20 protein-coding genes are annotated in these 23,418 nt (G+C 36.4%); 11 read left to right on the top strand and 9 right to left on the bottom strand.

Annotated features, from left to right (window positions below):
• Positions 1–4: 4 nt before the first annotated feature.
• Entirely contained in the window at positions 5–742 is a 738-nt protein-coding gene (locus QM017_RS07755; RefSeq protein WP_282709382.1) for an LPXTG cell wall anchor domain-containing protein, read from the top strand.
• A 191-nt stretch (positions 743–933) separates the two neighbouring features.
• On the opposite strand, the gene QM017_RS07750 is transcribed toward QM017_RS07755, so the two are convergent.
• A complete protein-coding gene (locus tag QM017_RS07750) occupies positions 934–1,953 on the bottom strand; it encodes a LacI family DNA-binding transcriptional regulator (RefSeq protein ID WP_282709381.1) in 1,020 nt (339 codons plus the stop codon).
• 290 nt (positions 1,954–2,243) lie between these two features.
• Between QM017_RS07750 and QM017_RS07745 the strand changes: the two genes are divergently transcribed.
• The 5 genes from QM017_RS07745 (at position 2,244) to QM017_RS07725 (ending at position 8,698) form a co-directional block, all read left to right on the top strand.
• Positions 2,244–4,145: a glycoside-pentoside-hexuronide (GPH):cation symporter gene (locus QM017_RS07745; protein ID WP_282709380.1), complete on the top strand. Its 1,902-nt coding sequence runs from the start codon at positions 2,244–2,246 to the stop codon at positions 4,143–4,145.
• A gap of 250 nt (positions 4,146–4,395) precedes the next feature.
• Positions 4,396–5,919, top strand: coding sequence for a potassium-transporting ATPase subunit KdpA (locus QM017_RS07740; protein ID WP_282709379.1), 1,524 nt, complete (start codon positions 4,396–4,398; stop codon positions 5,917–5,919).
• Entirely contained in the window at positions 5,906–7,219 is a 1,314-nt protein-coding gene (locus QM017_RS07735) for a cellulase family glycosylhydrolase (protein WP_282709378.1), read from the top strand. The genes QM017_RS07740 and QM017_RS07735 overlap by 14 nt, the downstream gene beginning before the upstream one ends.
• A 243-nt stretch (positions 7,220–7,462) precedes the next feature.
• Complete coding sequence (locus QM017_RS07730) at positions 7,463–8,092, top strand: MFS transporter (protein ID WP_282709377.1); 630 nt, start codon at positions 7,463–7,465, stop codon at positions 8,090–8,092.
• A 27-nt stretch (positions 8,093–8,119) separates the two neighbouring features.
• The gene (locus tag QM017_RS07725; RefSeq protein WP_282709376.1) at positions 8,120–8,698 is read left to right on the top strand and encodes an MFS transporter; all 579 of its coding nucleotides are present in this window, start codon (positions 8,120–8,122) and stop codon (positions 8,696–8,698) included.
• An 87-nt stretch (positions 8,699–8,785) separates the two neighbouring features.
• Here QM017_RS07725 and QM017_RS07720 read toward each other — a convergent pair whose 3' ends face one another.
• From QM017_RS07720 to QM017_RS07695, 6 genes are all read right to left on the bottom strand, one after another.
• Positions 8,786–10,000 (bottom strand): NAD(P)/FAD-dependent oxidoreductase, encoded by a 1,215-nt coding sequence (locus QM017_RS07720; RefSeq protein WP_282709375.1) that lies wholly within the window; start codon positions 9,998–10,000, stop codon positions 8,786–8,788.
• A 20-nt stretch (positions 10,001–10,020) separates the two neighbouring features.
• Positions 10,021–11,778, bottom strand: coding sequence for a thiol reductant ABC exporter subunit CydC (gene cydC, locus QM017_RS07715; RefSeq protein ID WP_282709374.1), 1,758 nt, complete (start codon positions 11,776–11,778; stop codon positions 10,021–10,023).
• Positions 11,768–13,498: a thiol reductant ABC exporter subunit CydD gene (cydD, locus tag QM017_RS07710; RefSeq protein ID WP_282709373.1), complete on the bottom strand. Its 1,731-nt coding sequence runs from the start codon at positions 13,496–13,498 to the stop codon at positions 11,768–11,770. Before cydD ends, cydC begins: the two co-directional genes overlap by 11 nt.
• 4 nt (positions 13,499–13,502) lie before the next feature.
• Positions 13,503–14,513 carry a cytochrome d ubiquinol oxidase subunit II gene (gene cydB / locus QM017_RS07705; RefSeq protein WP_178196295.1) on the bottom strand — a complete coding sequence of 337 codons (1,011 nt, stop codon included), beginning with the start codon at positions 14,511–14,513 and terminating at the stop codon, positions 13,503–13,505.
• The gene (locus QM017_RS07700; protein WP_282709372.1) at positions 14,513–15,928 is read right to left on the bottom strand and encodes a cytochrome ubiquinol oxidase subunit I; all 1,416 of its coding nucleotides are present in this window, start codon (positions 15,926–15,928) and stop codon (positions 14,513–14,515) included. Before QM017_RS07700 ends, cydB begins: the two co-directional genes overlap by 1 nt.
• Positions 15,929–16,357: 429 nt before the next feature.
• Positions 16,358–17,266 carry a prenyltransferase gene (locus tag QM017_RS07695; RefSeq protein ID WP_282709371.1) on the bottom strand — a complete coding sequence of 303 codons (909 nt, stop codon included), beginning with the start codon at positions 17,264–17,266 and terminating at the stop codon, positions 16,358–16,360.
• Between the two features lie 180 nt (positions 17,267–17,446).
• On the opposite strand from QM017_RS07695, the gene QM017_RS07690 reads away from it, so the two are divergent.
• Both QM017_RS07690 and QM017_RS07685 read left to right on the top strand, forming a co-directional pair.
• Entirely contained in the window at positions 17,447–18,433 is a 987-nt protein-coding gene (locus QM017_RS07690) for a polyprenyl synthetase family protein (RefSeq protein ID WP_282709370.1), read from the top strand.
• A gap of 17 nt (positions 18,434–18,450) precedes the next feature.
• Positions 18,451–19,227, top strand: a complete 777-nt coding sequence (locus tag QM017_RS07685; RefSeq protein ID WP_178196303.1) for a CpsB/CapC family capsule biosynthesis tyrosine phosphatase — start codon at positions 18,451–18,453, stop codon at positions 19,225–19,227.
• A gap of 56 nt (positions 19,228–19,283) precedes the next feature.
• Here QM017_RS07685 and QM017_RS07680 read toward each other — a convergent pair whose 3' ends face one another.
• Positions 19,284–19,781: a LysM peptidoglycan-binding domain-containing protein gene (locus QM017_RS07680; RefSeq protein WP_282709369.1), complete on the bottom strand. Its 498-nt coding sequence runs from the start codon at positions 19,779–19,781 to the stop codon at positions 19,284–19,286.
• Positions 19,782–20,053: 272 nt separating this feature from the next.
• Between QM017_RS07680 and tnpA the strand changes: the two genes are divergently transcribed.
• From tnpA to QM017_RS07665, 3 genes are all read left to right on the top strand, one after another.
• Positions 20,054–20,458, top strand: coding sequence for an IS200/IS605 family transposase (gene tnpA, locus QM017_RS07675; protein WP_282709368.1), 405 nt, complete (start codon positions 20,054–20,056; stop codon positions 20,456–20,458).
• 16 nt (positions 20,459–20,474) lie between these two features.
• Positions 20,475–21,617 (top strand): IS200/IS605 family element RNA-guided endonuclease TnpB, encoded by a 1,143-nt coding sequence (gene tnpB / locus QM017_RS07670; protein ID WP_282709367.1) that lies wholly within the window; start codon positions 20,475–20,477, stop codon positions 21,615–21,617.
• Positions 21,618–21,881: 264 nt separating this feature from the next.
• Positions 21,882–22,367: a VanZ family protein gene (locus QM017_RS07665; RefSeq protein WP_282709579.1), complete on the top strand. Its 486-nt coding sequence runs from the start codon at positions 21,882–21,884 to the stop codon at positions 22,365–22,367.
• Positions 22,368–22,581: 214 nt separating this feature from the next.
• Here QM017_RS07665 and QM017_RS07660 read toward each other — a convergent pair whose 3' ends face one another.
• Positions 22,582–23,304 carry a GntR family transcriptional regulator gene (locus tag QM017_RS07660; protein ID WP_178196835.1) on the bottom strand — a complete coding sequence of 241 codons (723 nt, stop codon included), beginning with the start codon at positions 23,302–23,304 and terminating at the stop codon, positions 22,582–22,584.
• Between the last annotated feature and the right edge of the window lie 114 nt (positions 23,305–23,418).

Raw genomic sequence — 23,418 nt, 5'->3', positions numbered from 1 at the left:
AACTTTGAAAAAAATCTGGTTAACATTATTAAGTTTAGTTGTAGCTGTGTTGTTTCAAGTAACTAATGTAAAAGCCGATGGCAACCAAGTTTCCTTCACTAAGGCTCAAGATAACAACGTTGAAGTAAAGATGACTTTACCTCAAGCTACTAGCGTAAATGCGTTAAAAGTGACAATTAAAGTTGATGGCGATCAAACAACGGCTCCAACTTTTGTTTATAACAAATTATTACAAGATAATAGCCAAGTTCATGAAGTCCGTTACGACAAGAAGACTAAAGAAGTTACCTTGTATTTAGCCGATTTAACTGCACAGGATTTCTCTGGTGGAGTTACTTTAGGTGAATTTACAAAGATCACTACTAAAACAGAATTTAGTAATCAAACAGATGTTGAAATTGTTGATGAAACAAAGCAATTACAATCTTTAAAGATGATTGCGAGTTCTTTAGTGGTTGAAGATCAAAAAACAGATGCGCCAACAGATAATCCTAGCGATGAGCCAACTACTGATGATCCAAAGCCTAGTGATAAGCCGGTAACAGATGATGTAAACAAGGATGAATCAACTGGTTCTAATGTTGACAGTAATTATCAAGTCAATAAAGGAAATAACCGAGATAATCCTAAAAAAGATGGTGTTTTAGGCCAAACAGGTGAACATAAAGCAATCATCTTGACTGGACTTGGAGCAGTTCTTGTTTTAACAACGGGTATTGTTTACTTGAAATTTACAAGATAAAACTTTAGGCTAATATTTAAACCTTCTTACTGATAGAAAGTAAGAAGGTTTTTTTGTTATGTATATAAGAAAAGTTCTACAGTTTTAGTTAGTTGATTTTTGGTAAAAAAATAGGACTGCTAGAAAGTCTATCAGTCCTAAAAGTTGTACAGCTCGTTTTTTTAGTAGTCCCAAAATTAAATAAAGCATTTTTAATTGCTAAAACTTTCACGTCTAATAAGATGAGACGGTAAGATGATTTGAACAGGAGTTGTGCGTCCGAATAAAATTCGTTCTAAGATAAGGCGGATTGCTTCACGGCCCATTTCTTCGCTTGGAGGATGAACAGAAGAAAGTGAAGGCACCAGATAAGCAGAAACACTGATATCATCAAAGCTAACAATGCTAATGTCTTCTGGGATCTTTAAGCCGTGTTGTTGAATAACACGATAAGCACCGATTGCTAAAGGATCGTTAGCCGTGATTAAAGCGCTAGGATGATAGTCGCTAGCTAAAAGCTCTTTTGTTGCAGCAATGCCACTTTCGATAGTCCATTCCGAATTAAAGATGCCTAAAGGCAAATCATGTGAACTCATCCATTCACGATACGCAATTTCGCGAATATCTTGGAAGACTTCTTTTGTTTTTCCTTTTAGGTCAACGGTGTTGATTTTACCGCCGATAAAGGCGATACGCTTATGGCCTTGTTGCTTGAGCGATTGTAAAATTTGCTTGGTTTGCTGTTCAAAATCGTTACGAATAACATCAAAATCATTGAAATAGCGATAATCATCGATAACAACCAGATTAGGATTGCTGTTGTATAAAAAGGATAGGGTATCTTCGGCAAATGAACCGATTAAAATGAGCGCGTTATATTTTTCTAAATCAATTTCGATTAGGTTGTGATCACTAATCCGAGTAAATTTTAATTGAGAAATATGAAAATGTGCAGCTTGTTCTTCTAGCCCTAAACGAATAGCACCAAAGTAAGGGTCGTTGCGTTCGTCTTCTTTAGAAAGAGCTGAAATAACGATGATGTTTACTTCAGGGATGTTTGTTTTAACTAAACGATTGCTATTTGAGCGCGTATAGTTATGTTCTTTAGCAATTTTAAAAATCTTTTGTTTAGTTGCCTCGGAAACAGAAAAAGATTCATCTTTGTTTAAGACGCGTGAAACAGTAGCGGGAGAAACCCCGGCAATTTTAGCGATATCGCGAATACTAGCCATGAAAAATCACCTGTAATTAAATTTGTTACTATCATTATAGCAAAAATAACTAAACAAGTGTAAAAAAAGGAAGAAAACGCTTGACTATTTTTTGATAAACGTTTACTATAAAAGATGTAATATTTAGTAAACAAAACAGGTTTTTATTATTTGTATAATGTTGATATGCTAAAATGTTTTTCTTCTGTAAAATGAAAGGGGTTAAAGTTTAGAGGCGCTTTTTTTGTGAAAAAAAACATTTGCTGGAAACCTGGTTTATGTTTAGTAAACAGAAAAGAAGGTTGGGACTTATGGAAAAAACACAAAAAAATATAACAGCACGTTTGTCCTATGCATTTGGTGCTTTTGGTAACGATATGTTTTACGGAGCTTTATCCGGATACTTTATCATGTTTGTTACCACACATTTATTTAATACAGGAAATCAAGCTCAAAACGATCGCATGATTAGTTATGTGACATTGGTAATTGCTGCTTTACGAATTGTAGAACTTATTATTGATCCATTTATTGGTAACGCTATCGATAGAACAAATACACGTTTTGGCCGCTTTAAGCCTTGGGTGGTTGTTGGTGGGGTTATTAGTTCAATCACCTTATTGATTTTGTTTACTGATTTAGGTGGCTTAAGTCGAACAAATCCATTTTTATATTTAATTATTTTTGCTATTTTATACATCATTTTAGACATTTTTTACTCGTTTAAGGATATTGGTTTTTGGTCGATGATTCCGGCTTTGTCTCTTGATTCACGTGAACGTGAAAAAACAGCGACATTTGCACGTGTCGGTTCTACTATCGGTGGCGGACTAGTTGGTGTAATTGTTATGCCGATTGTTGTTGCGTTTTCCTTAAATAAAAATGGTGGTACTGGCGACAACCGTGGTTGGTTTTGGTTTGCATTTATCGTTGCATTAGTTGGTATTATCTCTGCAATTGTTGTTGGTTTAGGTACAAAAGAAGTTGATTCTGAATTACGTAAAAATAAGGAACAAACAGCAGGGGTAAAGGAAGTTTTCAAGGTTTTAACCAAAAACGATCAATTAATGTGGGTAGCTTTAGCCTATGCGTTTTATTGTATTGGAATTAATATTTTAGGCTCATTAGTGTTATATTACTTTACCTTTATTTTAGGACACTCAACATACTTTTCTGTTTTACAGATGATTAACACATGTATTAGTTTAGTATCCGTGTCTTTATTCCCTAAATTAACAAGCAAATTTAATCGTCGTAACTTATTTTTTGGTTGTATTATAACAATGCTTTGTGGAATTGCAGTCTTTTCTATGGCTAACACTTCGTTACCATTGGTAATTTTAGGGGCTGAATTGTTCTTTGTGCCACAACCATTAGTTTTCTTAGTTGTTTTGATGACAATTTCTGATAGTGTTGAATATGGCCAATGGAAACTAGGTCATCGTGATGAATCATTGACTTTATCAGTACGTCCATTGTTAGATAAATTAGGTGGGGCAATTTCTAATGCTGTTGTTGGTCAAATCGCCGTGTTAGCTGGGATGACTACTGGGGCTACACCAGATACAATTACCGAACATGGTAAATTTATCTTTAAGCTGATGATGTTTGCCTTTCCAGCGGTTGTTTTATTACTAGCGATCTTTGTTTTCTACAAAAAAGTTATTTTAACCGAAGAAAAACATGCGCAAATTGTGGAAGAATTGGAAAAATCTTGGGGTAAAAAAGTTGATGGGCAAACCAAAGCTTTAGTACAAGACCTTGAAATCCCAGCACCTATTGCAGGTAAGGTAATTACGTTAAGTGAAGTTAAAGATGCTAATTTTGCTAGAGGTAGTTTAGGGCAAGGATTTGGAATCATCCCAAGTGATGGGCGTGTGTATGCGCCATTTGATTGTACGATTCGGTCAACTTTTTCAACAAGACATGCAGTTGGAATCGAAGGTGATAATGGCGTAACGATGTTAATTCATATCGGAATTGGTACGGTTAACATGAAAGGAACTGGTTTTGTAACTTACTTTGAAGAAGGTCAACGAATTAAGAAGGGTGATTTGTTAATCGAGTTTTGGGATCCAGCTATTAAAAAGGCAGGATATGACGATACCGTAATTGTGACGATTACCAATAGCAATAAATATGCCCAAATTGAAATGTTAGTAAAAGATCAAGATGTTGATACGACTACAAATGTATTAAAAATTAAAGCATAGATAAAAAGCCAAGCGTTTATGATGTGTACCCTCTTTACTGGACAATGCAGTAAGGAGGGTATATATCGTTAACCTTGGTTTTTTTGTATTTTAAGAATTAACACCATTTTAACATCATTCTTGTTAGGATAATGGTGAATTAAGAGCGATTCATCAAAGGAGGAAGGAAAATGATAATGACTTTAACCGCACTTGTGACGGTCGGATTGTTCTTTTATTTAGTCTATGTTTTATTTGAGGGTGAACAAAAATGAGTGAAATTATCCAATATATTCCATATTTAATAATTCCAGTTTTGTTGGCTTATCCACTTGGAAAATATATTAGTCAATTGATTGATGATGATTCGAAATTGATGCTTAAATTCCGACCGGTTGAACGGTCTATTTGGCGTTTTTTACGCTTAGATGTTAGTGAAATGAACTGGAAAAAATATGTGGCAGCGGTATTTGTTTTTTCTGGTGCAGGTTTTATCTTATTGATGTTAATTTTGATGTTCCAAAATGTTTTACCACTTAATCCACAACATTTACCAGGAATGTCTTTTGCATTAGCATTTAACACTGCAGCTTCATTTTTAACCAATACTAACTGGCAAAGTTATTCGGGGGAAGTAACCTTAAGTCCATTTGCACAGATTGTTGGTTTGACGGTGCAAAACTTCTTGGCCACTGCAGTTGGGATTGCGGTGTTATTTGCATTGATGCGTGGCTTAAAGAAGGCTTCTAGTCAAACAATCGGTAACTTTTGGAAAGATATCATCCGTATCATGGTGTATTTGTTGGTGCCATTGAGTTTAGTGACTTCGCTAGCTTTAGTAGCGTGTGGGGTACCACAAAGTTTATCTGGTTCTAAGGAAGTTAAATTAGTACAACCTGTTGTAGTTGATAAAAACAGGCAAGCAATTTTGAATGCGAAGATCGACGTCAAAAAACAAGAAGTAACGGTTGATGGAAAGAAAGTTAAAGATGCACAGATTTTGACTAAACAACACATTCCTTTGTATGCGCAAGCTAGTCAAGTTGCGATTAAACAACTAGGTACAAATGGTGGTGGGGTATTAGGAACTAACGCCGCACATCCATTTGAAAATCCTAATATTATCTCGAATTTGATTGAAGTTACTGCGATGATTTTGATTCCAATTTCGTTGTGTTTTGCTTTTGGTAACTATCTAGGCAAGAAAAAAGAAGGTTATGTCTTGTTTTTGACGATGGCATTGCTCTTTATCGTTGGTTTAGCCATCAGTGCTTGGGCTGAAAGCAAGGGCCATGTTGTCAGTGGAATTGGTAATTTAAATCTTGAAGGTAAAGAAACACGTTTTGGGATTGCAAGTTCAGTAATTTTTGCGGTTGTAACAACCGCAACAAGCTGTGGAGCAGTTAATGCGGCGATGGATAGCATGAGTGCTTTGGCTGCAATGATTCCAATGATGTTTATCCAATTAGGTGAAGTTGTCTTTGGTGGTGTTGGTTCTGGCTTGTATGGCATGTTAGGCTTCGTGTTACTAACCGTCTTTATCGCCAGCTTGATGGTCGGTAGAACACCTGAGTATTTAGGTAAAAAGATTGGACCAAAAGAAATGAAAATGGCGATATTAGCCTGCTTGGCAACGCCTTTAGCGATTTTGATTGGTAGTGGCTTGGTGGCTGTCTTAACCCAAGCCGATGTGGCGGTTGCGATGAACTCTGGAACACAAGCAGCTAAAGAAGCTGATAACATGGTTGACTTAGATTCTTCGCCAACTAAATTAATTGAGATTGTTAAAAGATGAAGCTTTTAAACAAATGAAGTCGATGGGCTTTAATACGGTGCAATTGATGGTTCAATGGTCAGATTGGAATCAAGCACCAAGAAAGTTTGATTACAGTTATTTAGATTCAATCGTAAATACAGCTAAAAAATATGATATGAAGATGTATTTTGCTATGTTTTTCCACTATCAATGGAACATGGCTAAAAAGTTTGATGATTTTTGGGTATATCATGTAGAAGATCATGATGGCAAGAGTTACTCTATTCAATGGGGCAAAGGTGATCAAAATAATTCAGCCAATATTCGCAAAGACAGCTTAGAAGTCTTTCCAGAATACTGGCATCCACAAATTTATCCACGTTTATTAGAAGCAATTGAAAATTTAGCACAGCATTACCGTGATTCAGATACAGTGATTGCTTATCAATTAGGAAATGAAGAAGGGTTCAACTACTATTTAAACGGTGGCAACGATCAAAATCCTTACTACCAAATGCTCTTTAATAAATGGAAAGAACAAACCAAACAAAGTGACGAAAAAGCCTTTAGAAAAGATACGATCTTAGCTTTATGGCAAAGCTTTAGCGATGCGGTGCATAAAGTTGATCCATACAAGCCAGTAACGACTAACTTCCAAGCGGGCCTACCTGAAAAAGGTGGTACTTTTGATTGGCATGAAGGGGTAGATCCAGCCTTTTACAAAGAAGCTAACTTGGATATGGTAGGAACGATGTTTTATGGCAACGATGGCGATTTGGCTTGGAATTCTTTAGATAAGATTTACAATTATACAACGCAAGGTCCAATCTTGTTCCCATCTGAAATTGGTGCAGCAGGACAAAATAGTATCAACATGAAATCTTATGTTTTGGATAGTCTATCACGTGGTGCGCAAGGCTTTGGGATTTATTGTTATGGCGAAATGTGGGGAACCGAGCATCAAACAAATGCTACAAACTTGCTGGCGATGATAAGTGCTAATCAAGATTTGATTACAAGAGGTTTGCCACAAGCAACTGATCAAGGACAAATCACCTTGCAACAACCTGAAGGCTTGACGAGTCGAGCTTTACAAGTGCCAAATGCAAAGTTGTTTATGTTAAACGATGCTACGGCATTGAAGAAATTGCCACAAGCAACGGCAAAAGAATATGAATTACCGCTTAAATTTAATCAAACGGGACGCTACGAAGTGACCGTGATGGTTAATGGTAAAAAACAAGATAGTAAGATTGTAACAGACGGCCAAACTTCACTAAAAGTAAGTTTGACGCCATATGACGTGGCTTTTGTCAGCGTACAAAAAACAGCTAATTAGTTAATAGCTAACCTCTAAACTCGGCACGGTAGTTTAGAGGTTTTTTATTTTACAAAATATAAAAATGTGAAATAATACACATTTATGTAGCGCTTTCTTAAAATTTGTTAATCTTCTAAAAACCGCTTGACTTTGAGTATTTTTACCTTGTAAACTAAATTTGTTCGTCGATTATTACTTCTTATTTTTATAAGTTTTTAGTGATTGATGGGTGGATTTTGTTGTTAAAGGAGAAAAAGGGAAATGACAGGGAAACAACGTCAGATTTTTTTTGTATTGTTTTATTTTGGAATGATTGCCAACCTCGATAAATCTTTGATTGGGGCAACAGCACCGCATATTATTGCGGCATATGGCTTTAGTGCTGCGCAATTTTCTAATATTACTAACCTGTATTATGTAAGTAACATTATCATGACGCTGATAAGTGGCTTTGTGGTCGATCGTTACGGATACAAGTTCTTTACGACACTTTGTTTAGTGTTATTGACGCTTGCTTCAAGTTGCTTTGGGATAGTAGGTCTTTTAGGTGTCGGCTTAGGGGGAAGTGCCGGCGTGATGTTGGGCTTGTTAGGAGCCAGAATGATTGTTGGTGTCGGTCAAACGGGCTATACCAACGGATGTGCGCGGGTAGTCGTTGAAAACTTCAAGCCACATCAACGAACAACGGTACAATCGGTAGTCGTTGCTACAGCAGGGTTAGGGTCTGTAGTTTCGTATGCCTTGTTTGCACCGTTGATGGAAAAGACAAGTTGGCAAGTAGCATATTTTGTTTTAGCTGGCTTATTTTTAGTGGCGTTAATCTTATTTGTAGTTTTAGTTCCAACCAAGCATACTCCGGTTACACGTAAAATTTCGGTGATTGAAGGTTGAAAAAATAAAAATACGTTAATTCTTGGTTTGGCACTTTTTTGTGGTAACATGGTATCGGTCGTAACGCTATTTTGGTTACCGACTTATTTACCAACAATTGGAGTTATTCAAAACCATCTCAAGACCAATCCACAACTGGTAAACTTAATCTTAGTTGGTTATGCATTGGCGATGGGAATTGCGATGGTTACTAGTGATGCAATTGTTAAGCGATTCTTTTTAGGCAGACAAAAACAAGTTGCGTTTGTCTCCGGTATTATCGGTGCGCTAGCTTTGTATGTGATGACTAAGACAACTTCGTTAGTATTAATCGTTGTTTTATTATATTTGTCGACTTATATGTTGATGTTTGTGTTTGCAATTGTTGTTTTAGCACCGCACTTTATTGTTGCGCAAACCAAACAATCACTAATTGCCCCAGACATGATTTCAAGTGCGTATGCTACTATTAATATCATGGCTTTTGTCGGTGCGATGGTTGGAAATTATGTAGTGGCACGAATCGCCGATAAAATCGGTTTTGCAGCTGGCTTTGGAGCTTTGGCAGTGCCATTTGTTTTGATGTCAGTTTGCCTATTTTTCTTGCCACGTTTGGCTAAGAAATAAAAAATATCCCGTTAAGCACATGCTTAGCGGGATATTTTTGTACATAAAAATCCCCTCCTAAAAGAGGGGAGCGGTGTTTATTTGATTTTAGTGATATAAGTCGAAGCGACCTTTGGCAAGTAATTCTTTAACCCCACCAATATCCATCAAGGACTTGTTCATAATCATCTTTTTAACTACAGAAGCAGGGTAACCTTTGATTTCGTTTTTACCTACGACACCAAATGCGTGTGTGTTACCAACAGAAGCAACTGTTCCGGCTGATTGATAGGTGAATTCACCCGCACGACCACCATCTAAGCGAGCTGCGATATCTTCTGCAGTATAAGCACCCATGCGTGTTGCGATTTGAGCTGTTGTTGGATAAGGACGGTTGGTTTCTTTATCCATGAAAGCAGCAACGTCGCCTAAGATATACACATCATCGTTGTCAGGATCGGTTAAATGATCAGTAACGATTACACGGCCACGGCGTTCGCTAAAGCCAGATTCACGCATAACAGGGCTACCACTAACACCAGTAGTCCAGATGATTGTTTTAGCTTTAACAGAGCCGTCTTTTGTTTCTTCGCCTTCTTTAACTTGGTAAAGCACTTGGCCTGGTTGGATTTCTTTAATCATGCAACCAGTCATCAACTTAACGCCTAGCTTCTTGACTAAGTTTACGCCGTATTCAGCCATTTTTTCGGAAAACATTGGCAATAAGCGAGTAGAAGCTTCAACAACGATGATGTTGATTTCATCGGCTGTAACACCAGCTAATTTAGCATATTGTGGACGTGCATCGATTAAGGCACCAGCTAATTCGATACCAGTAAAACCAGCACCACAAACCACGATGTTCAAAAGTTCAGGATCTTTTGTTTCTTGGTAAGTTTGCATCATCTTAACGATGTGATTGTGGATGTTTTCGGCTGTTTCGATGTTAACCATTTGTAAGGCGTTGTCTAAAGCACCTGGAATACCAAATGTTTCTGAAACAAAGCCTAAGCTAACAACACAGTAATCATATTTAATTGTACCGCTGTTTTTCAAAATAGCTTGCTTGTTAGCTGTATAAACGCTTAAAACTTCATCTTGGATAAAGGTTGTTACCTTAGGATTAAGAACATCTCTGATTGGGTAAGAAATCTTTTCTTTAGGTTCTGTTCCGGCAGCAACTTCATGCAAATCAGTTGCTTCATAATGGTAATCATTTTTGTCAACTAAGATGATATGGCATTTACCAGCAGCTTTTTTTTGTAATTTAGTGACGGTTTTTAAGCCAGCATAACCGGCTCCTAAGACGAGGATCTCTGTCATTTTTTTCACTCCTAAAAATTTTAATTATTTTGGCCTTGATCAATGGCCTTTAATTTTTGATAACGTTGGTTAGTTGCGGCTAACTCTTGTGGGGTACCGCTAATTTCGATTTGGCCGTCTTCAATAAAGATGACGGTATCCATTTGGTCGATGCCTTGAAGATGATGAGTAATCCAAACTAAAGTCTTATCGGCTAATTGATTAGCAAAGGTATCAAGCAAGGCTTGTTCGGTCACAGGATCTAAGCCGACGGTAGGTTCATCTAAAATGATGATAGGCACATCTTTTAACAAGATACGTGCCAAGGCTAAACGATGACGTTCCCCACCTGAAAAACGTAGACCTGCTTCATCGACTAAAGTATCGAGTTGTTGTGGTAGATTAGCGATTAAATCTTGTAAGCCTACACGTGCTAAGACGTCCCAAATTTGTTCATCGGTGGCATCTTCGTTTGCAATTCGCAAATTATTGCGAATGGTTGTGTGGAAGAGATAAGGGCTTTGTTGAATAACACCAATATAATCGGAAATCTTAGCGCCAATTGTGGTCGTTTCAATTCCGTTAAGGGTGATTTTCCCAGATGTAGCACTTAAATCACCACGCAAGAGGCTAGCTAGAGTACTCTTACCCGAACCACTGCGTCCTAAAAGTGCAACTTTTTGTTTAGAATCAATCGTCAAGTTGATGTGTTGCAAGACTTCATGTTTGCTGTCAGGATAATGAAAGCTCACATCTTGAATTTCAAGTTTAAAAGGAGCGTGTAGTTCTTGTTCAAAAGTAGCCTTAGCTTGTTTTTCTGGCAAAGCATTCAAACGAGCCAAAGAATCTTGATAAATGTTGGTTTCTTGCGCAGCTGCTGGTAGGTTAGCCAAGGCTTCATTTAAAGGAAAGGCAGCCAAAACAAATGCAGCAATCCAGTTGGCTGCTTGACTCTTAGGTTCACCACCAAAATAAGCAGCGCCAAAGCAAATCAAGCTCAAGACAATCAATAAGAAGTCTACTTGTAATAAGAAATCACGTAGATAAGCAAAACGCCGCATGCTAGCTTGTACTTGTGCCAGTTTATCTTGACTTTTAGCGTGAAGCTGCAAGTAATCGGCAGGACGATCGGCAAAAATCCAATCGCTAACACCTAAAATGTTGTCGGTTAAGTCTAGATAAAGAGCATTTTTTAATTGCTTTTCTTGTTCTTGTTTAGCACCGTTGATAATGATTGACCATAACGGAAGTAAAAAGATAATTACAAACAATAATAAAAACATCAAACCAGCAAAAGGTAAAGAGATAAAACCTAAACAAACAACGATAATAAAATACAAGATCCAAACAATGAAAGTCGGAAAGATTGTTCGCAAATAAAGGTTTTGAATATGACCGATATCTTCGGCTAAAAGCCCTAAAATATCACCGAGTTGATATTTGTTTTTAAAGAAGATAGCGTCTTTTTGTAGGGTTTGATATAAACGCAAGCGAAACCGTGAAGTCATCTTTAAGACCCAATCATGGCTGGTGAGGCGTTCAACATAATGAAAAACGGGTCGACCAAAGCCAAAAGCACGTGTCAAAACGATTGGGACATAGACTAATAAGATATTATACGGACGTGTGGCTGATTTGCTGATCAAATACCCTGAATTAAACATCAAAGCAGCTGCACAAACAAAGGTTCCCGCACCTAAAAGCAAAGCAGCAATTAAGGTTAATTTGTACTTGCGCAAGAAAGGTTTAACCCAAGTATCAGTTTTAAATTGCTTAAATAAACCAATTTTATTTAACATGAGTATCTCCTTTCGCTTGCTTGATTAATTCGCAAAAATAGCCATTTTGTGCTTGTAGTTGCTCATAGGTTCCAAATTCAACGATTTTACCGTCTTTGACGACCAAAATCTTATCCATTTGATGCATCCAGTGTAAGCGATGGGTGGCAAAAAAGACAAGTTTGTCTTTCATCAAAGGCAACATTTTTTCTTTAAGTTCAATTTCTGTTTCAAGATCAAGATGTGCGGTTGGTTCATCAAAGATTAAAATGCGCCGCTTATCATCTAAAAATGCCCGTGCCAAGGCGATACGTTGTGCTTGCCCGCCACTTAAAGGTCGTTGCCCATTGCCAATTAAGGTATCTAGACCATCTTCGAGTTGGTCGACTAATTGAGTCAAGCCAACTACTTTGATGGCTTCCATAATTTGTTCATCACTGACATTTGGAGTGTAAAAACGAATGTTATTTTTTAAGGTATCATCAAAGATATACGGATTTTGCGGAATATAAGAGATTTGTCGGCGCCAACTAGGTAGATTTAGGCTAGTCAGTGCTTGGTTATCATATTCAAATGTCCCGCTAGTAGGCTGTAAGAAACCACTCAATAAATTTATTAAAGTCGATTTACCAGCACCAGAAAGCCCGATGATTCCGATTTTTTCAAAACCAGTAAAGCTTAAGTTAAGTTCGCTTAAGGCATTAGGTTGAGCAGAATCGTAGGCGTAATTGATAGCGTTTAAGTTTAATTGACTATTCTTGTTCCAGTTAGGCAGTTGTAAATCTTGCGTCTTTGGTTGTGGTTGATTAATGATAGCAAAGATCGCTTGAAAAGCATTTTTACCATTTAAAGTAGCGTGATAGTCGCTAGCAAATGTCCGAATCGGTAAAAAGTATTCAGGCGCCAAAATCAAAACTGTCAAAGCCGGGAAGAGATCAATCTTACCGTTAATTAAACGCAAGCCTAAAAAAACAGCGACAACTGCGACTGATAGGGTGGTAAAAAAGTCAAGTGCAAAAGTCGATAACATAGCGACTTTTAAGGTTGACATGGTTGCTTTGCGGAAACGCTCGCTTGTTTTGTAAATGCTTTTAGCATAGCTTTTACTTAAGCCAAAATATTCAAGTGTATCAAGGCCACGCAAAGAGTCGATAAAGTGATTGGAAAGAATCTGATAGGAAGCAAATTGCTTGTCTGCTTTGGCTTTTGCAGCATAGCCTAAAACAATCATAAATAAGATAATCAAAGGAAAAACTAAGATTAAAGTAATTGCAGAATCAAAATCTAACCAAAAACAAACGACTAAGATAATTAAAGGAACAATAATCATCGAACTCATCTTACTAGAAATGAGTTTGATATAATCTTCGGCTTGAAAAATCCCGTCTAAGGCTAAGGTAACCATGTTGCCGGTACCTTTGTCTTGGACGACATGTGGCCCAAGATTAAAGGTTTTTTCAAGCAGTTGACCACGTAAAAATTTTGCTTGCTTAGCAGCGTAGTTATCCAAAAGATGACCGACGCTAAGCATTAATACTTGTCGTCCTAAAAAACAACAAGCAAAGCCTAAAATGTGCAAACTTTGACTGGTCAAAAGAGCACCTTGCCAAAGGCTAGTAATGGTTAAACTTAGAAAGATTGCTTGTCCAATGATAAGAAATGCCTGCAAAACATCAAGTCCTGCAAGCATTCCCATAACTTTTTTGAAATTTGACAAGCGCATCAATTGCTTATCAAACATATTATTATTCTCCTACTTTTGGTAAAGCGATACGTTTGTGGAAAATATAATATGTCCAAGCAGTATAAGCCAATATGACTGGAACTAAAGTCAAGGCAACGATTGTCATGACCTTTAGTGTGTAAGGGCTAGAAGATGCGTTGGTAATTAACAAATCAAATTTTGAATCGATTGAAGAAATCATCAAGCGTGGGAATAGTCCAGTGAACAACAAAGCAACTAAATCGACTAATGAAAGTCCGCTTAAGATGAAGGCTAATAATTCTTTTTGTTTTAAAACAGCAAGGTTAGCTAAAACTGTTAAAACGACAATTCCGATTACCAATGCGATTGTGCCAACAGGATGTACGGTAAAGAAGTCTGTTTGCAAATAAAGTAAAATTGCAAAGACAACTAAGCCAGCATATAAAACCATGTAGCAAACTTTAGCTTGTTGACGTGCACGGTCACGAATTTCGCCAAGAGTTTTTAAGGCGATATAGTTTAAACCGTGGAGGTAAGTCAACAAGGTTAAAGCAACCCCACCGACGATGGAGAAGATGTTGATGTAATCAGTAAAGCTAGCATAAATATTTCCGTGTGCATCTATCGGCATACCTTGAATAAGGCTGATGAATAAAATACCAAAGAAGAATGGAACTAAAAAGCTTCCGATAGCTAATGTCTTATTCCAAATGCCTTTTTGTGAAGCTGGAGCACGATGTCTAAATTCAAAGGAAACACCACGAATGATTAAGCCAAACAAGATGATGAATAAAACAATGTAATAGCCACTAAATAAAGCAGCATACCAGAATGGGAAAGAAGCAAAGAGTGCACCACCAGCGGTAATCAACCAAACTTCATTACCATCCCAAACAGGTCCAATTGTTTCAATTAATTGTGTTTTTTCATCTTCGTTTTTAGCAAGCGAAGCAGTTGCCATGCCGACACCATAATCAAAGCCGTCTAAGAAGAAATACCCTGAAAACAAGACGCCAACAAGTAAAAACCATAATAATTGTAATCCGCTCATTAGTATGCCCCCTTATCGAATGGATCAACAAAGCCATCACTTAATTGAGCTCCGTTGCGATCTGGACCTTTACGAAGTTCGCGTACTACTAAACTAATCATAGCAATTGCTAAGCTAGTAAAGATCAAGAAGTAAACAGTGTTACTGATTAATAAGGATGTTGTAGAAACGTTAGGTGAGACACTGTCTTTGATTGTAAATAAACCATAAACAGTCCAAGGATAACGTCCTAATTCGGTTACCAACCAACCACTTGTGTTAGCTAATAAAGGAGAGAAGGTCATTAAACCAACGATCCAAAGCATCCATTTTTTTTCAAATAGGATTGGTTTTTTCTTACGTGTAAAGAATAAACCAACTGCAGAAACTAAGAAGAGTAATGCACCGAAGCCGGCCATGATTCTAAATGTCCAAAATAGTGCATTAACTGGTGGGTAGTAATCAATATCTTTACCGTATTTAGCAGATAATTCTTTATTGATTGTATTCATACCCTTAACGGCCCCAGTAGCTTTGCTGTATGTTAACCAGCTAAGCATGCCAGGAATGTCTACGTTAAAGACATTTTTATGTTCTTTTTCGTCAGCCCAAGCGATCACAGTCCAAGGAGCTTTATCTCCTGTATCTTCGTAAACTGCTTCAGTTGCAGCGAATTTCATTGGTTGTTCGTTAACTAAGGCTTTCATTTGAATATCCCCAACTAACATTACAGCAACAGAGCCAATTAAACTAACTGTTAAACCGATTTTAACTGAGCGACGATAAATGTTGGTAGCAAGTTCAGATAACTTGTCTTTTTTCAAAAGTTGGAATGCGGCTAAACCGGCAATCACGATTCCGCCCATAGTAACAGCAGCAGTTAAAACGTGACCGATTTCCATCCAAGCTTGTGGGTTGGTTACTAAAGCACCAAAATCAGTCATTTCGGCACGACCATTGCGCAATGTGTAACCAACAGGATGTTGCATAAAACCATTAGCAATCAAAATCCAAATGGAAGATGTGACTGTCCCAAAAACAACCATCCAAATTAAGAAGCAATGGAATTTAGGTTTGAAACGGTCCCATGTTGACATCCATAAGCCAATAAATGTAGATTCAATGAAAAATGATAGCAAAGCTTCAACAGCTAATGGTGCACCAAAGATATCACCAACAAACCGAGAATAATCAGACCAGTTCATACCAAATTGGAATTCTTGAATAATCCCAGTTACAACACCAACAGCGAAACTTAATAGGAAAATGTTCCCCCAAAATTTCGCCATTTTTAGATATGTTTCGTCTTTTTTCTTAACGTAGAGTGTTTCCATGATAGCCACCATAAAGACGGTACCGATGGAAAACGGTACGAAGAAGAAGTGAAAGACGGTAGTCATCGCAAATTGGAATCTTGCGAGTGAAACAATATCCATATTTAACCCCTCCGTTCATTAAATAAAGAGCCCAGGCAAGCACCTAGAAACTCTACAGTCTCTAAGTATACGCTTGCCAAATTCCATTTTCAATAAAAATTGTACAAAACATTTTGTGAAATCAAACACATGTCGTTTTGTAGCGCAATAATGTAGCTCTTATACTTGAAATAATGCAGTTTTGAAAAATGTTAAGATTTGTTAAAGATAACATTATCAACAAGTGAAGCGTTTTACTTGCGCTAAAAAACTAGCCAATATTAATTTGAAAAAAGAGATTGCTCAAAGAATTGAAACAAAAATTTAATCCTAAAAAATTTAGGTTTCCTACAGGATATTATACAACAAATAGCCTACTTAATTGGTGTTTTAGCTACAGAATATTTTTGAAAAAAATAAAAAAACGTTGCTAAAAAAATGCAACGTTTCTTAAAAGAAAAGACAATTTAATCCGAATAAAAACACTTGTATACTAGAGCACAAAGCCAAGATACGGACCGCACAGATAAAGGTCTCACGCTTGACTTGTTTAGCAAATAACAAACGGGTTTGTTTCCAGACAAAAATGGCTGTGAAGATGATTAATAACACTAATATTAGTGGTAATAAACCTAAATAAATCGCTAATAGTATAGAAGCAAAGGCTAAGATGTTATTAAAGGCAAATAAGTATAAGCCGTTTTTGACACCGATATAATGAACCAGCGTGGTGCGGTGATTTTTTTCATCTTCTTCGTAATCACATAAATTATTGGCTAACATTAGATTGGCAATCCATAAAGTATTAGGCAAGCTGATCAAAAAGATAGCTAAAAGATTGGACCATGACCAAGAAAAAGCTTGATAATTATTGATATAAACACAAATCAAAGTGATCATAAAGCCCATGGTAAAACCAGAAAAGACTTCACCTAATGGTAAAGCTGATAAGGGACGCGGGCCAGAAGAATAGGCGATTCCGATAAAAAAGCAAAAGATTCCTAAGATCAATAACGGCCAACCTGTTTTATAGACGAGATAAATTCCTAAAAGGGCGGCTAAAATAGTAAAGCAACTCAACCATAAAAAGACGACCTTAGGATTTAAGTGTTCTCGTCCGATGATGTTGGTGTTTTTCTTGTAGTCGGTCACATCGACTGCGTGGTGGTAGTCGTTGTAATTATCCAAGATATCAACGGCCATGTTAAACAAAAACATAGCACAAAAAAAGACTAAACTTAAGCTAGGTTCAAGATGATTATAATGGTAGAAACTAAAACAAATACCCAATAAAAAAGGTAAGACACTGGCTGTTTTAGCCTTGATTTCAACTAATTCTAAAAATACTTTGAGTGACATAAAAAAGCCTCTTTCATTTATTTATAAAAGCCTCAATCTTGCGTAGATAAAGACAAATCAGTATGATATTAAGTGTAATTGAAAGTAGATTGAAAAGCAAACTAGAAAAAAGCTAATGACGATTAGGTGCAAAAAGTGCTAAAATCTTGAATAAGAACTAAAATTTAAGAGGTAAGGTAAATGGAGCAAAGAGCTGTTAAATTGCCACGGGAATTAGATGAAAGAATTACGGCAGTTAAACAAATTATCGAAGAACAAATAAAAGTCAGCGATCCACAGCTACAAGCGGCATTGCGGGTGATGGCAAGCAATGGGGGGAAATTTTTGCGGCCACTTTTATTTTTCATCTGTGCTCAAATTGGGGGGACACCTCGAAAACAGGAGATGCAATTAAGAAAGATTGCAGCATCATTAGAAATTTTACACATGGCAACGCTGGTACATGATGATATTATCGATGATTCGCCATTGCGCCGCGGAGCAATTAGTATTCAGAGTCGTTTTGGCAAAGATGTTGCAGTGTATGCGGGAGATTTATTATTTACAATCTTCTTTGATTTAACACTAGATGAAATGGCCGACACGCCATATTTGAAGATTAATGCAACAGCGCTAAAAGAAATTTTAAACGGTGAGCTAGGACAGATGTATGCGCGCTATGATGCAAAACAACCGCTACAGACTTATCTAGATAATGCAAGTAAAAAGACAGCATGGTTGTTTAAATTAGCTTGTATGGAAGGTGCTTATTTTGGTGGGGCAAACGAGCAAGAAGTGGCGCAAGCTGCAGAAATTGGCAAGTTGATTGGCTTGAGTTTTCAAATGCTAGATGATGTGTTGGATTATTCGCTAGAAAATAAAGATGCTAATAAGCCAGTATTAGAAGATTTAGCTACTGGGGTATATTCATTGCCGTTACTGTTGGCTTTGAAAAATGAGCAAACAGGGCAACTTGAAGAAATTTTAGCGAAAAGACAAGCACTAACACCTAAAGATTTTCAAGAAATCACACGTTTAGTGATTGAAAATGACGGAGTAAAAGAAGCACGTAAATTGGCAAAAGACTATAGTCAACAAGCGCTAGATCAAATATCTATGTTACCAATAGGAAAAGCTAAGAAACAATTAGATTATTTAACTAGAAAACTATTGCAAAGAACTATATAATATGAGGTGGATAAGCGATGGAATTTGAAAAAATTGTGGACATTCATTGCCATATTTTACCAGGATTAGATGATGGTCCAAAAGATTTGGAACAGTCGTTATCTTTGGCAAGAGAAGCGGTGAAAGACGGAGTAACACATATTTTGGCAACGCCACATCATTTGGATAAACAATATGTAAATCATGCTAAACAAGTAAATGAAGTAACTGAAAAATTACAAGTCGCGTTAGACCAAGCACAGATTCCGTTAACTGTTTTTGCAAGTCAAGAAGTTCATATTAATGGTGATTTAGATCAACGTTATGCGGACTTGTTGGGTGTTGATGAAGATAAACATTATATGCTAATTGAATTTCCTCATGGAAGTGTACCGGCTTATGCTAAGCAATTGTTTTTCAAGTTAAAAAGTCTAGGCACAACACCAATAATCGTTCATCCGGAACGTAATAGTGATTTTCAAAAAGACTTGAGCTTGTTGTATGACTTTATTGCAAACGGAGCATTAGCACAGGTGACAGCCACAAGTTATTTAGGAGGCTTTGGCGAACAAGTTGCAGAAGTTTCCTATCAAATGGTAAAAAATAATTTAGTTCAAGTGCTAGGCTCAGATGCACATGCGATGAAAGGTCGTGGAATCTTGATGCATGAAGCGTTAGATCAGATTGCAAAAGATTTTGGTGAGCAAAAAGCGATACTGTTTGAACAGACAGCAGAAGATTTGTTAAACGGTGAAAGAGTCGTGGCAAAAGGCTATACACTACCAACTAAAAAGAAGAAATTTTGGCTATTTTAAAAACAATAAGAATCCCCCTATTGGTTTGAATGTTCAACCAATGGGGGGACTTTTTATTATTGATTAGCTGTGTTTTGTGTAGTTGGAACTTTAAGTGTTTGGCCAACAGAAATGGTTTTAGACTCTAATTTATTGAGAGTGGTTAACTCATCAACTGTTGTGTTATATTTGCTGGCGATAGCTGAAAGAGTATCACCAGATTTGACGACATAAGACTCGTAATCTTCATCTTTAGTAGTTGCTTTTTTAGTTGAGCTACTTTCAGATGAAGCTTGAGAACTTTCTGTAGTAGTTTCATCTTTGCTACTAGAAGATGATGAATTTGTAGTAGATTCGGTCTCAGAGCTACTACTTTTTTCATCTGAACTATCTACGTCCTTGCCGTATTTTTTCTGAGCGATAGCACGTTGTTGCTCATATTCTTGTTTTTGGGCGGTAGCTGAATTATCAAATGGTGAATGACCACGGAAAAAGAAAAACATTATCAATCCAATGAATAATACCAAAATAATCAAGGCTATGATTGAGAGTCGATTATTATTTTGTTGCCCCATGCAATTAACCTCCAGTAGTATATATATCAAAGTTATTATACATCGAAAAGCAAGATAATACTAGTTTTGTTTACTATGTAAATGTGAACAATTGCACAAGTTTAAAAAGTTATAAAAAATAAGTTATATTCAAAAAATTAATTTTAACTTAATTTAGGCAGAAGTCGCCCATCCTCTATAGGTGGGTGATGAATGCCGACATACAAGGCATATTGCCTTTTTATTTTGTCCTATGTTACAATCAGTCTATATAAGAAGTGAGTTGATATAACATGGAACTAGATACTAATAATCATTCAGTGTTTCTTCTCTATTATCATCTTGTACTAGTAACTAAATACCGTAGACAGGTGATTGACGATGAAATATCTGAATTTGCTAAAACAACTTTTGTACGAATTGCAGAGTCGTATCATATTACTCTAATTGAGTGGAATCATGATAAAGACTATGTTCATATTATGTTCAAAGCACAACCTAAAACAGAGCTGACAAAGTTTATCAATGCTTATAAAAGTGCCAGCTCACGTTTGATAAAACGAGACTTCCCAAGAGTCAAACAGTTTCTTTGGAAAGAAATGTTCTGGTCTAAAAGTTTCTGTCTTTTGACTACGGGTGGAGCACCAATTGACGTTATAAAGAAATACATTCAGAATCAAGGAAACAATCATAAATAGAAAGCAGGTGAACCTTGTGGAACGACTAAAAGCATATAAATTCAGATTATATCCAACAGAAGAACAAGAAATTTTCTTTGCTAAATCTTTTGGTTGTGTCCGTAAGGTCTACAATCTAATGCTTAATGACCGGATGAAAGCTTATGAAGAAACTAAAAAGAATCCTTCTAAAAAAATGAAATTTCCAACGCCTGCTAAATACAAGGAAGAATTTTCATTTTTGAAAGAAGTGGACAGCCTTGCTCTAGCTAATGCCCAGCTCAATTTAGATAAAGCATATAAGAATTTCTTTAGAGATAAATCCGTTGGATTTCCTCGATTCAAAAGTAAGAAGAATCCAGTTCAAAGTTATACGACTAATAATCAAAAAGGAACAGTAGCTTTGATTGATAATAAATTTATCAAAATTCCTAAGTTGAAGTCTTTAGTCAAAATTAAGCTTCATAGACAACCTAAAGGAATGATTAAATCTGCCACAATATCACGTCATTCAAGTGGTAAATATTATATTTCCTTATTGTGTAAAGAAGAAATAATTGAGCTTCCTAAAACTAATTCTGCTATCGGAATTGACCTTGGTATGACTGATTTTGCCATTCTTTCTAACGGTCAAAAAATTGATAATAATCGATTCACGTCAAAAATGGAAAAGAAACTCAAACGTGAACAACGTAAACTGTCAAGGCGTGCATTACTAGCTAAAAAGAAAGCCATCAATCTTTTTGAAGCCAAAAACTACCAAAAACAAAAACGAAAAGTAGCACGACTACATGAAAAAGTAATGAATCAGCGTAACGACTTTCTAAATAAGTTGAGTACAGAAATTATCAAAAATCACGATATTATCTGTATTGAAGACTTAAACACAAAAGGTATGTTGCGTAATCATAAACTAGCGAAAAGTATTTCTGATGTGTCATGGTCTAGTTTTGTAACGAAATTACAATACAAAGCTGACTGGTATGGACGTAAAATCATTAAGATAGATAAATGGTTTCCATCAAGTCAAATTTGTTCAGAGTGCGGACATCAAGACGGCAAGAAATCTTTCGAAATTCGAGAATGGACTTGCCCTATTTGTCATGCTCATCACGACCGAGATATCAATGCTAGTATCAATATTCTTACCGAAGGTCTAAGAATACAAGCGTTAGCTTAGATATAATCAAGAACCGTAGGAACTACGGGGATAGCTTGGTAAATAAGAGACACCGCTGTTAGTAAAGAAATACGCTATCAAGTATGCTCTCTTCCCAAGAAACTCCCACTTCAAGCGTTAAGAACCGTTAGGTTTAGCTAAGTGGTGAGTAGTTCACGGAGTATAATTGAACGAAAATTATAAGAAGGTTGGGATAAGATGGATATCTTTCAACTGGTACGCACATACAATAAACCGTGGAGTTTGAGGGAGACTTTGGCGTTTATGGTTTGTTTGACGATTCTTGCAATCATCTTAGCTTATTTAGTTAAGCAAAACAAAATTACACTTGTACAAATGTTTGCGGGTTTAGTTTTATTTGATTTCATGGCGATTGTCTATGCTTCGACGGTTTTAACTCGGATTAGTACAGTCCGTATCTATGAGTTGGTGCCGTTTTGGTCGTGGCGAGCAGTCATTGTAAATCATAACAAGTGGCTATTATTAGAAAATCTCTTAAATGTTGCCTTGTTGTTTCCAATGGGGCTATTGTTACCATGGGCATTTAAAGACAAGATAACCTGGAAGACTGCTTGGCTAGCGGGCTTAGTGTTTTCTGCGACCATTGAGTTTAGCCAGTTAATCTTTAAACGCGGTTGGTTTGAGTGGGACGACATGATCCATAATTCGCTAGGCTGTTTGTTGGGATATTTATGCATGAGTTGGTGTTTGAAGTTAGTTAAAATTGGTTCTAAAAAGTCAGGACAGTAATGGTTAATTACTGTTCTTTTTTATTTAGTAAAATAACTAGGTATTAAGTGCAATAAAAGTATTGGAGCTATGATTTATAGTGAAGATTGATTATTCAAGAATATGTAGGAGTTAAGGGTGTGAATAAATGATTTAGTCTAGTTAGTGTAGAAATCTAATTAGGTTGTTTAAAATTAAAAGAATAAAAGGGTGACTGAGATTATCAGCCACCCTTTTATTTTGTCAAAGATAGACGGATGCGTGCTTGAGTTAGGGGAAGGTAAAACTTATTTTCGCAAATATATTTACCATTAGAATTGGTTAGTTGTTCACGCAATAAGATAAATTGTTCAGGAGTTGAGTTGAAAATAGGTTGTTCAAATTCTTCAGATGCAACATGCACGAATAAAACTTCAAGATGACTAGTAGTAATATCTTGATAAAGTTGTTCCTCTAAGTAAGCAAGAACTTGTTTTTGTTCGCAATTAGCAAAATCCAATTCTTTATCTTCAAAGAAGGTAGGATCTAAAATTGTGTGGCAAACAGCAACATTTTGGTGATTATTTTGATACCAGCGTGTTGCACGAATAACGACACTTGAATCCATTTCGAGGGCGGATTTATCATGTTCATTACTAAAATCGCTACTAAAAGAAAAGTCGATATTGTCAATTTTAGTTAGTAATGAAGAATATAAAGGATTTTGACCGGCTACAAGAGAGACGGTCTTTTTTTCGTGAATATTTTTAATGACGAAATTCCCTTGACCACGTCGTCCTTTAACATAACCATCTTCTTTTAAAATATCTAAAGCTTTGCGAATCGTAACACGACTGACGTTTAAGGTTTGTGCTAGTTCGTCTTCTGTGGGTAATTTCTTTTCAAATGGAATAATACCTTTTTTAATAAGCTTGAAAATATAGTCATATGCTAACTGCACTTTAGATTCCTTTTTCATTTTGTTACTCCTCGTCTGTGTAATTTCTAATATTAATTTTAGCACGGAAAGGTAAAATCTGTATATTCGTAAAATTTCTTCTAAAAAATACAAACATTAAACACGAATGTTAAG

The sequence above is a fragment of the Ligilactobacillus sp. Marseille-Q7487 genome (assembly GCF_949152225.1).
GTDB lineage: Bacteria > Bacillota > Bacilli > Lactobacillales > Lactobacillaceae > Ligilactobacillus.
This window is presented reverse-complemented; position numbering and strand designations above follow the sequence as displayed.

Coding starts and splice junctions, on each gene's coding strand:
- QM017_RS07720 (WP_282709375.1), bottom strand. CDS start 10,000: ATGACAGAGATCCTCGTCTTAGGAGCCGGTTATGCTGGCTTAAAAACC.
- QM017_RS07740 (WP_282709379.1), top strand. CDS start 4,396: ATGAGTGAAATTATCCAATATATTCCATATTTAATAATTCCAGTTTTG.
- QM017_RS07745 (WP_282709380.1), top strand. CDS start 2,244: ATGGAAAAAACACAAAAAAATATAACAGCACGTTTGTCCTATGCATTT.
- QM017_RS07680 (WP_282709369.1), bottom strand. CDS start 19,781: ATGGGGCAACAAAATAATAATCGACTCTCAATCATAGCCTTGATTATT.
- cydB (WP_178196295.1), bottom strand. CDS start 14,513: ATGAGCGGATTACAATTATTATGGTTTTTACTTGTTGGCGTCTTGTTT.
- QM017_RS07750 (WP_282709381.1), bottom strand. CDS start 1,953: ATGGCTAGTATTCGCGATATCGCTAAAATTGCCGGGGTTTCTCCCGCT.
- QM017_RS07685 (WP_178196303.1), top strand. CDS start 18,451: ATGGAATTTGAAAAAATTGTGGACATTCATTGCCATATTTTACCAGGA.
- QM017_RS07665 (WP_282709579.1), top strand. CDS start 21,882: ATGGTTTGTTTGACGATTCTTGCAATCATCTTAGCTTATTTAGTTAAG.
- tnpA (WP_282709368.1), top strand. CDS start 20,054: ATGGAACTAGATACTAATAATCATTCAGTGTTTCTTCTCTATTATCAT.
- QM017_RS07695 (WP_282709371.1), bottom strand. CDS start 17,266: ATGTCACTCAAAGTATTTTTAGAATTAGTTGAAATCAAGGCTAAAACA.
- QM017_RS07730 (WP_282709377.1), top strand. CDS start 7,463: ATGACAGGGAAACAACGTCAGATTTTTTTTGTATTGTTTTATTTTGGA.
- QM017_RS07700 (WP_282709372.1), bottom strand. CDS start 15,928: ATGGATATTGTTTCACTCGCAAGATTCCAATTTGCGATGACTACCGTC.
- QM017_RS07660 (WP_178196835.1), bottom strand. CDS start 23,304: ATGAAAAAGGAATCTAAAGTGCAGTTAGCATATGACTATATTTTCAAG.
- QM017_RS07690 (WP_282709370.1), top strand. CDS start 17,447: ATGGAGCAAAGAGCTGTTAAATTGCCACGGGAATTAGATGAAAGAATT.
- cydC (WP_282709374.1), bottom strand. CDS start 11,778: ATGTTAAATAAAATTGGTTTATTTAAGCAATTTAAAACTGATACTTGG.
- cydD (WP_282709373.1), bottom strand. CDS start 13,498: ATGTTTGATAAGCAATTGATGCGCTTGTCAAATTTCAAAAAAGTTATG.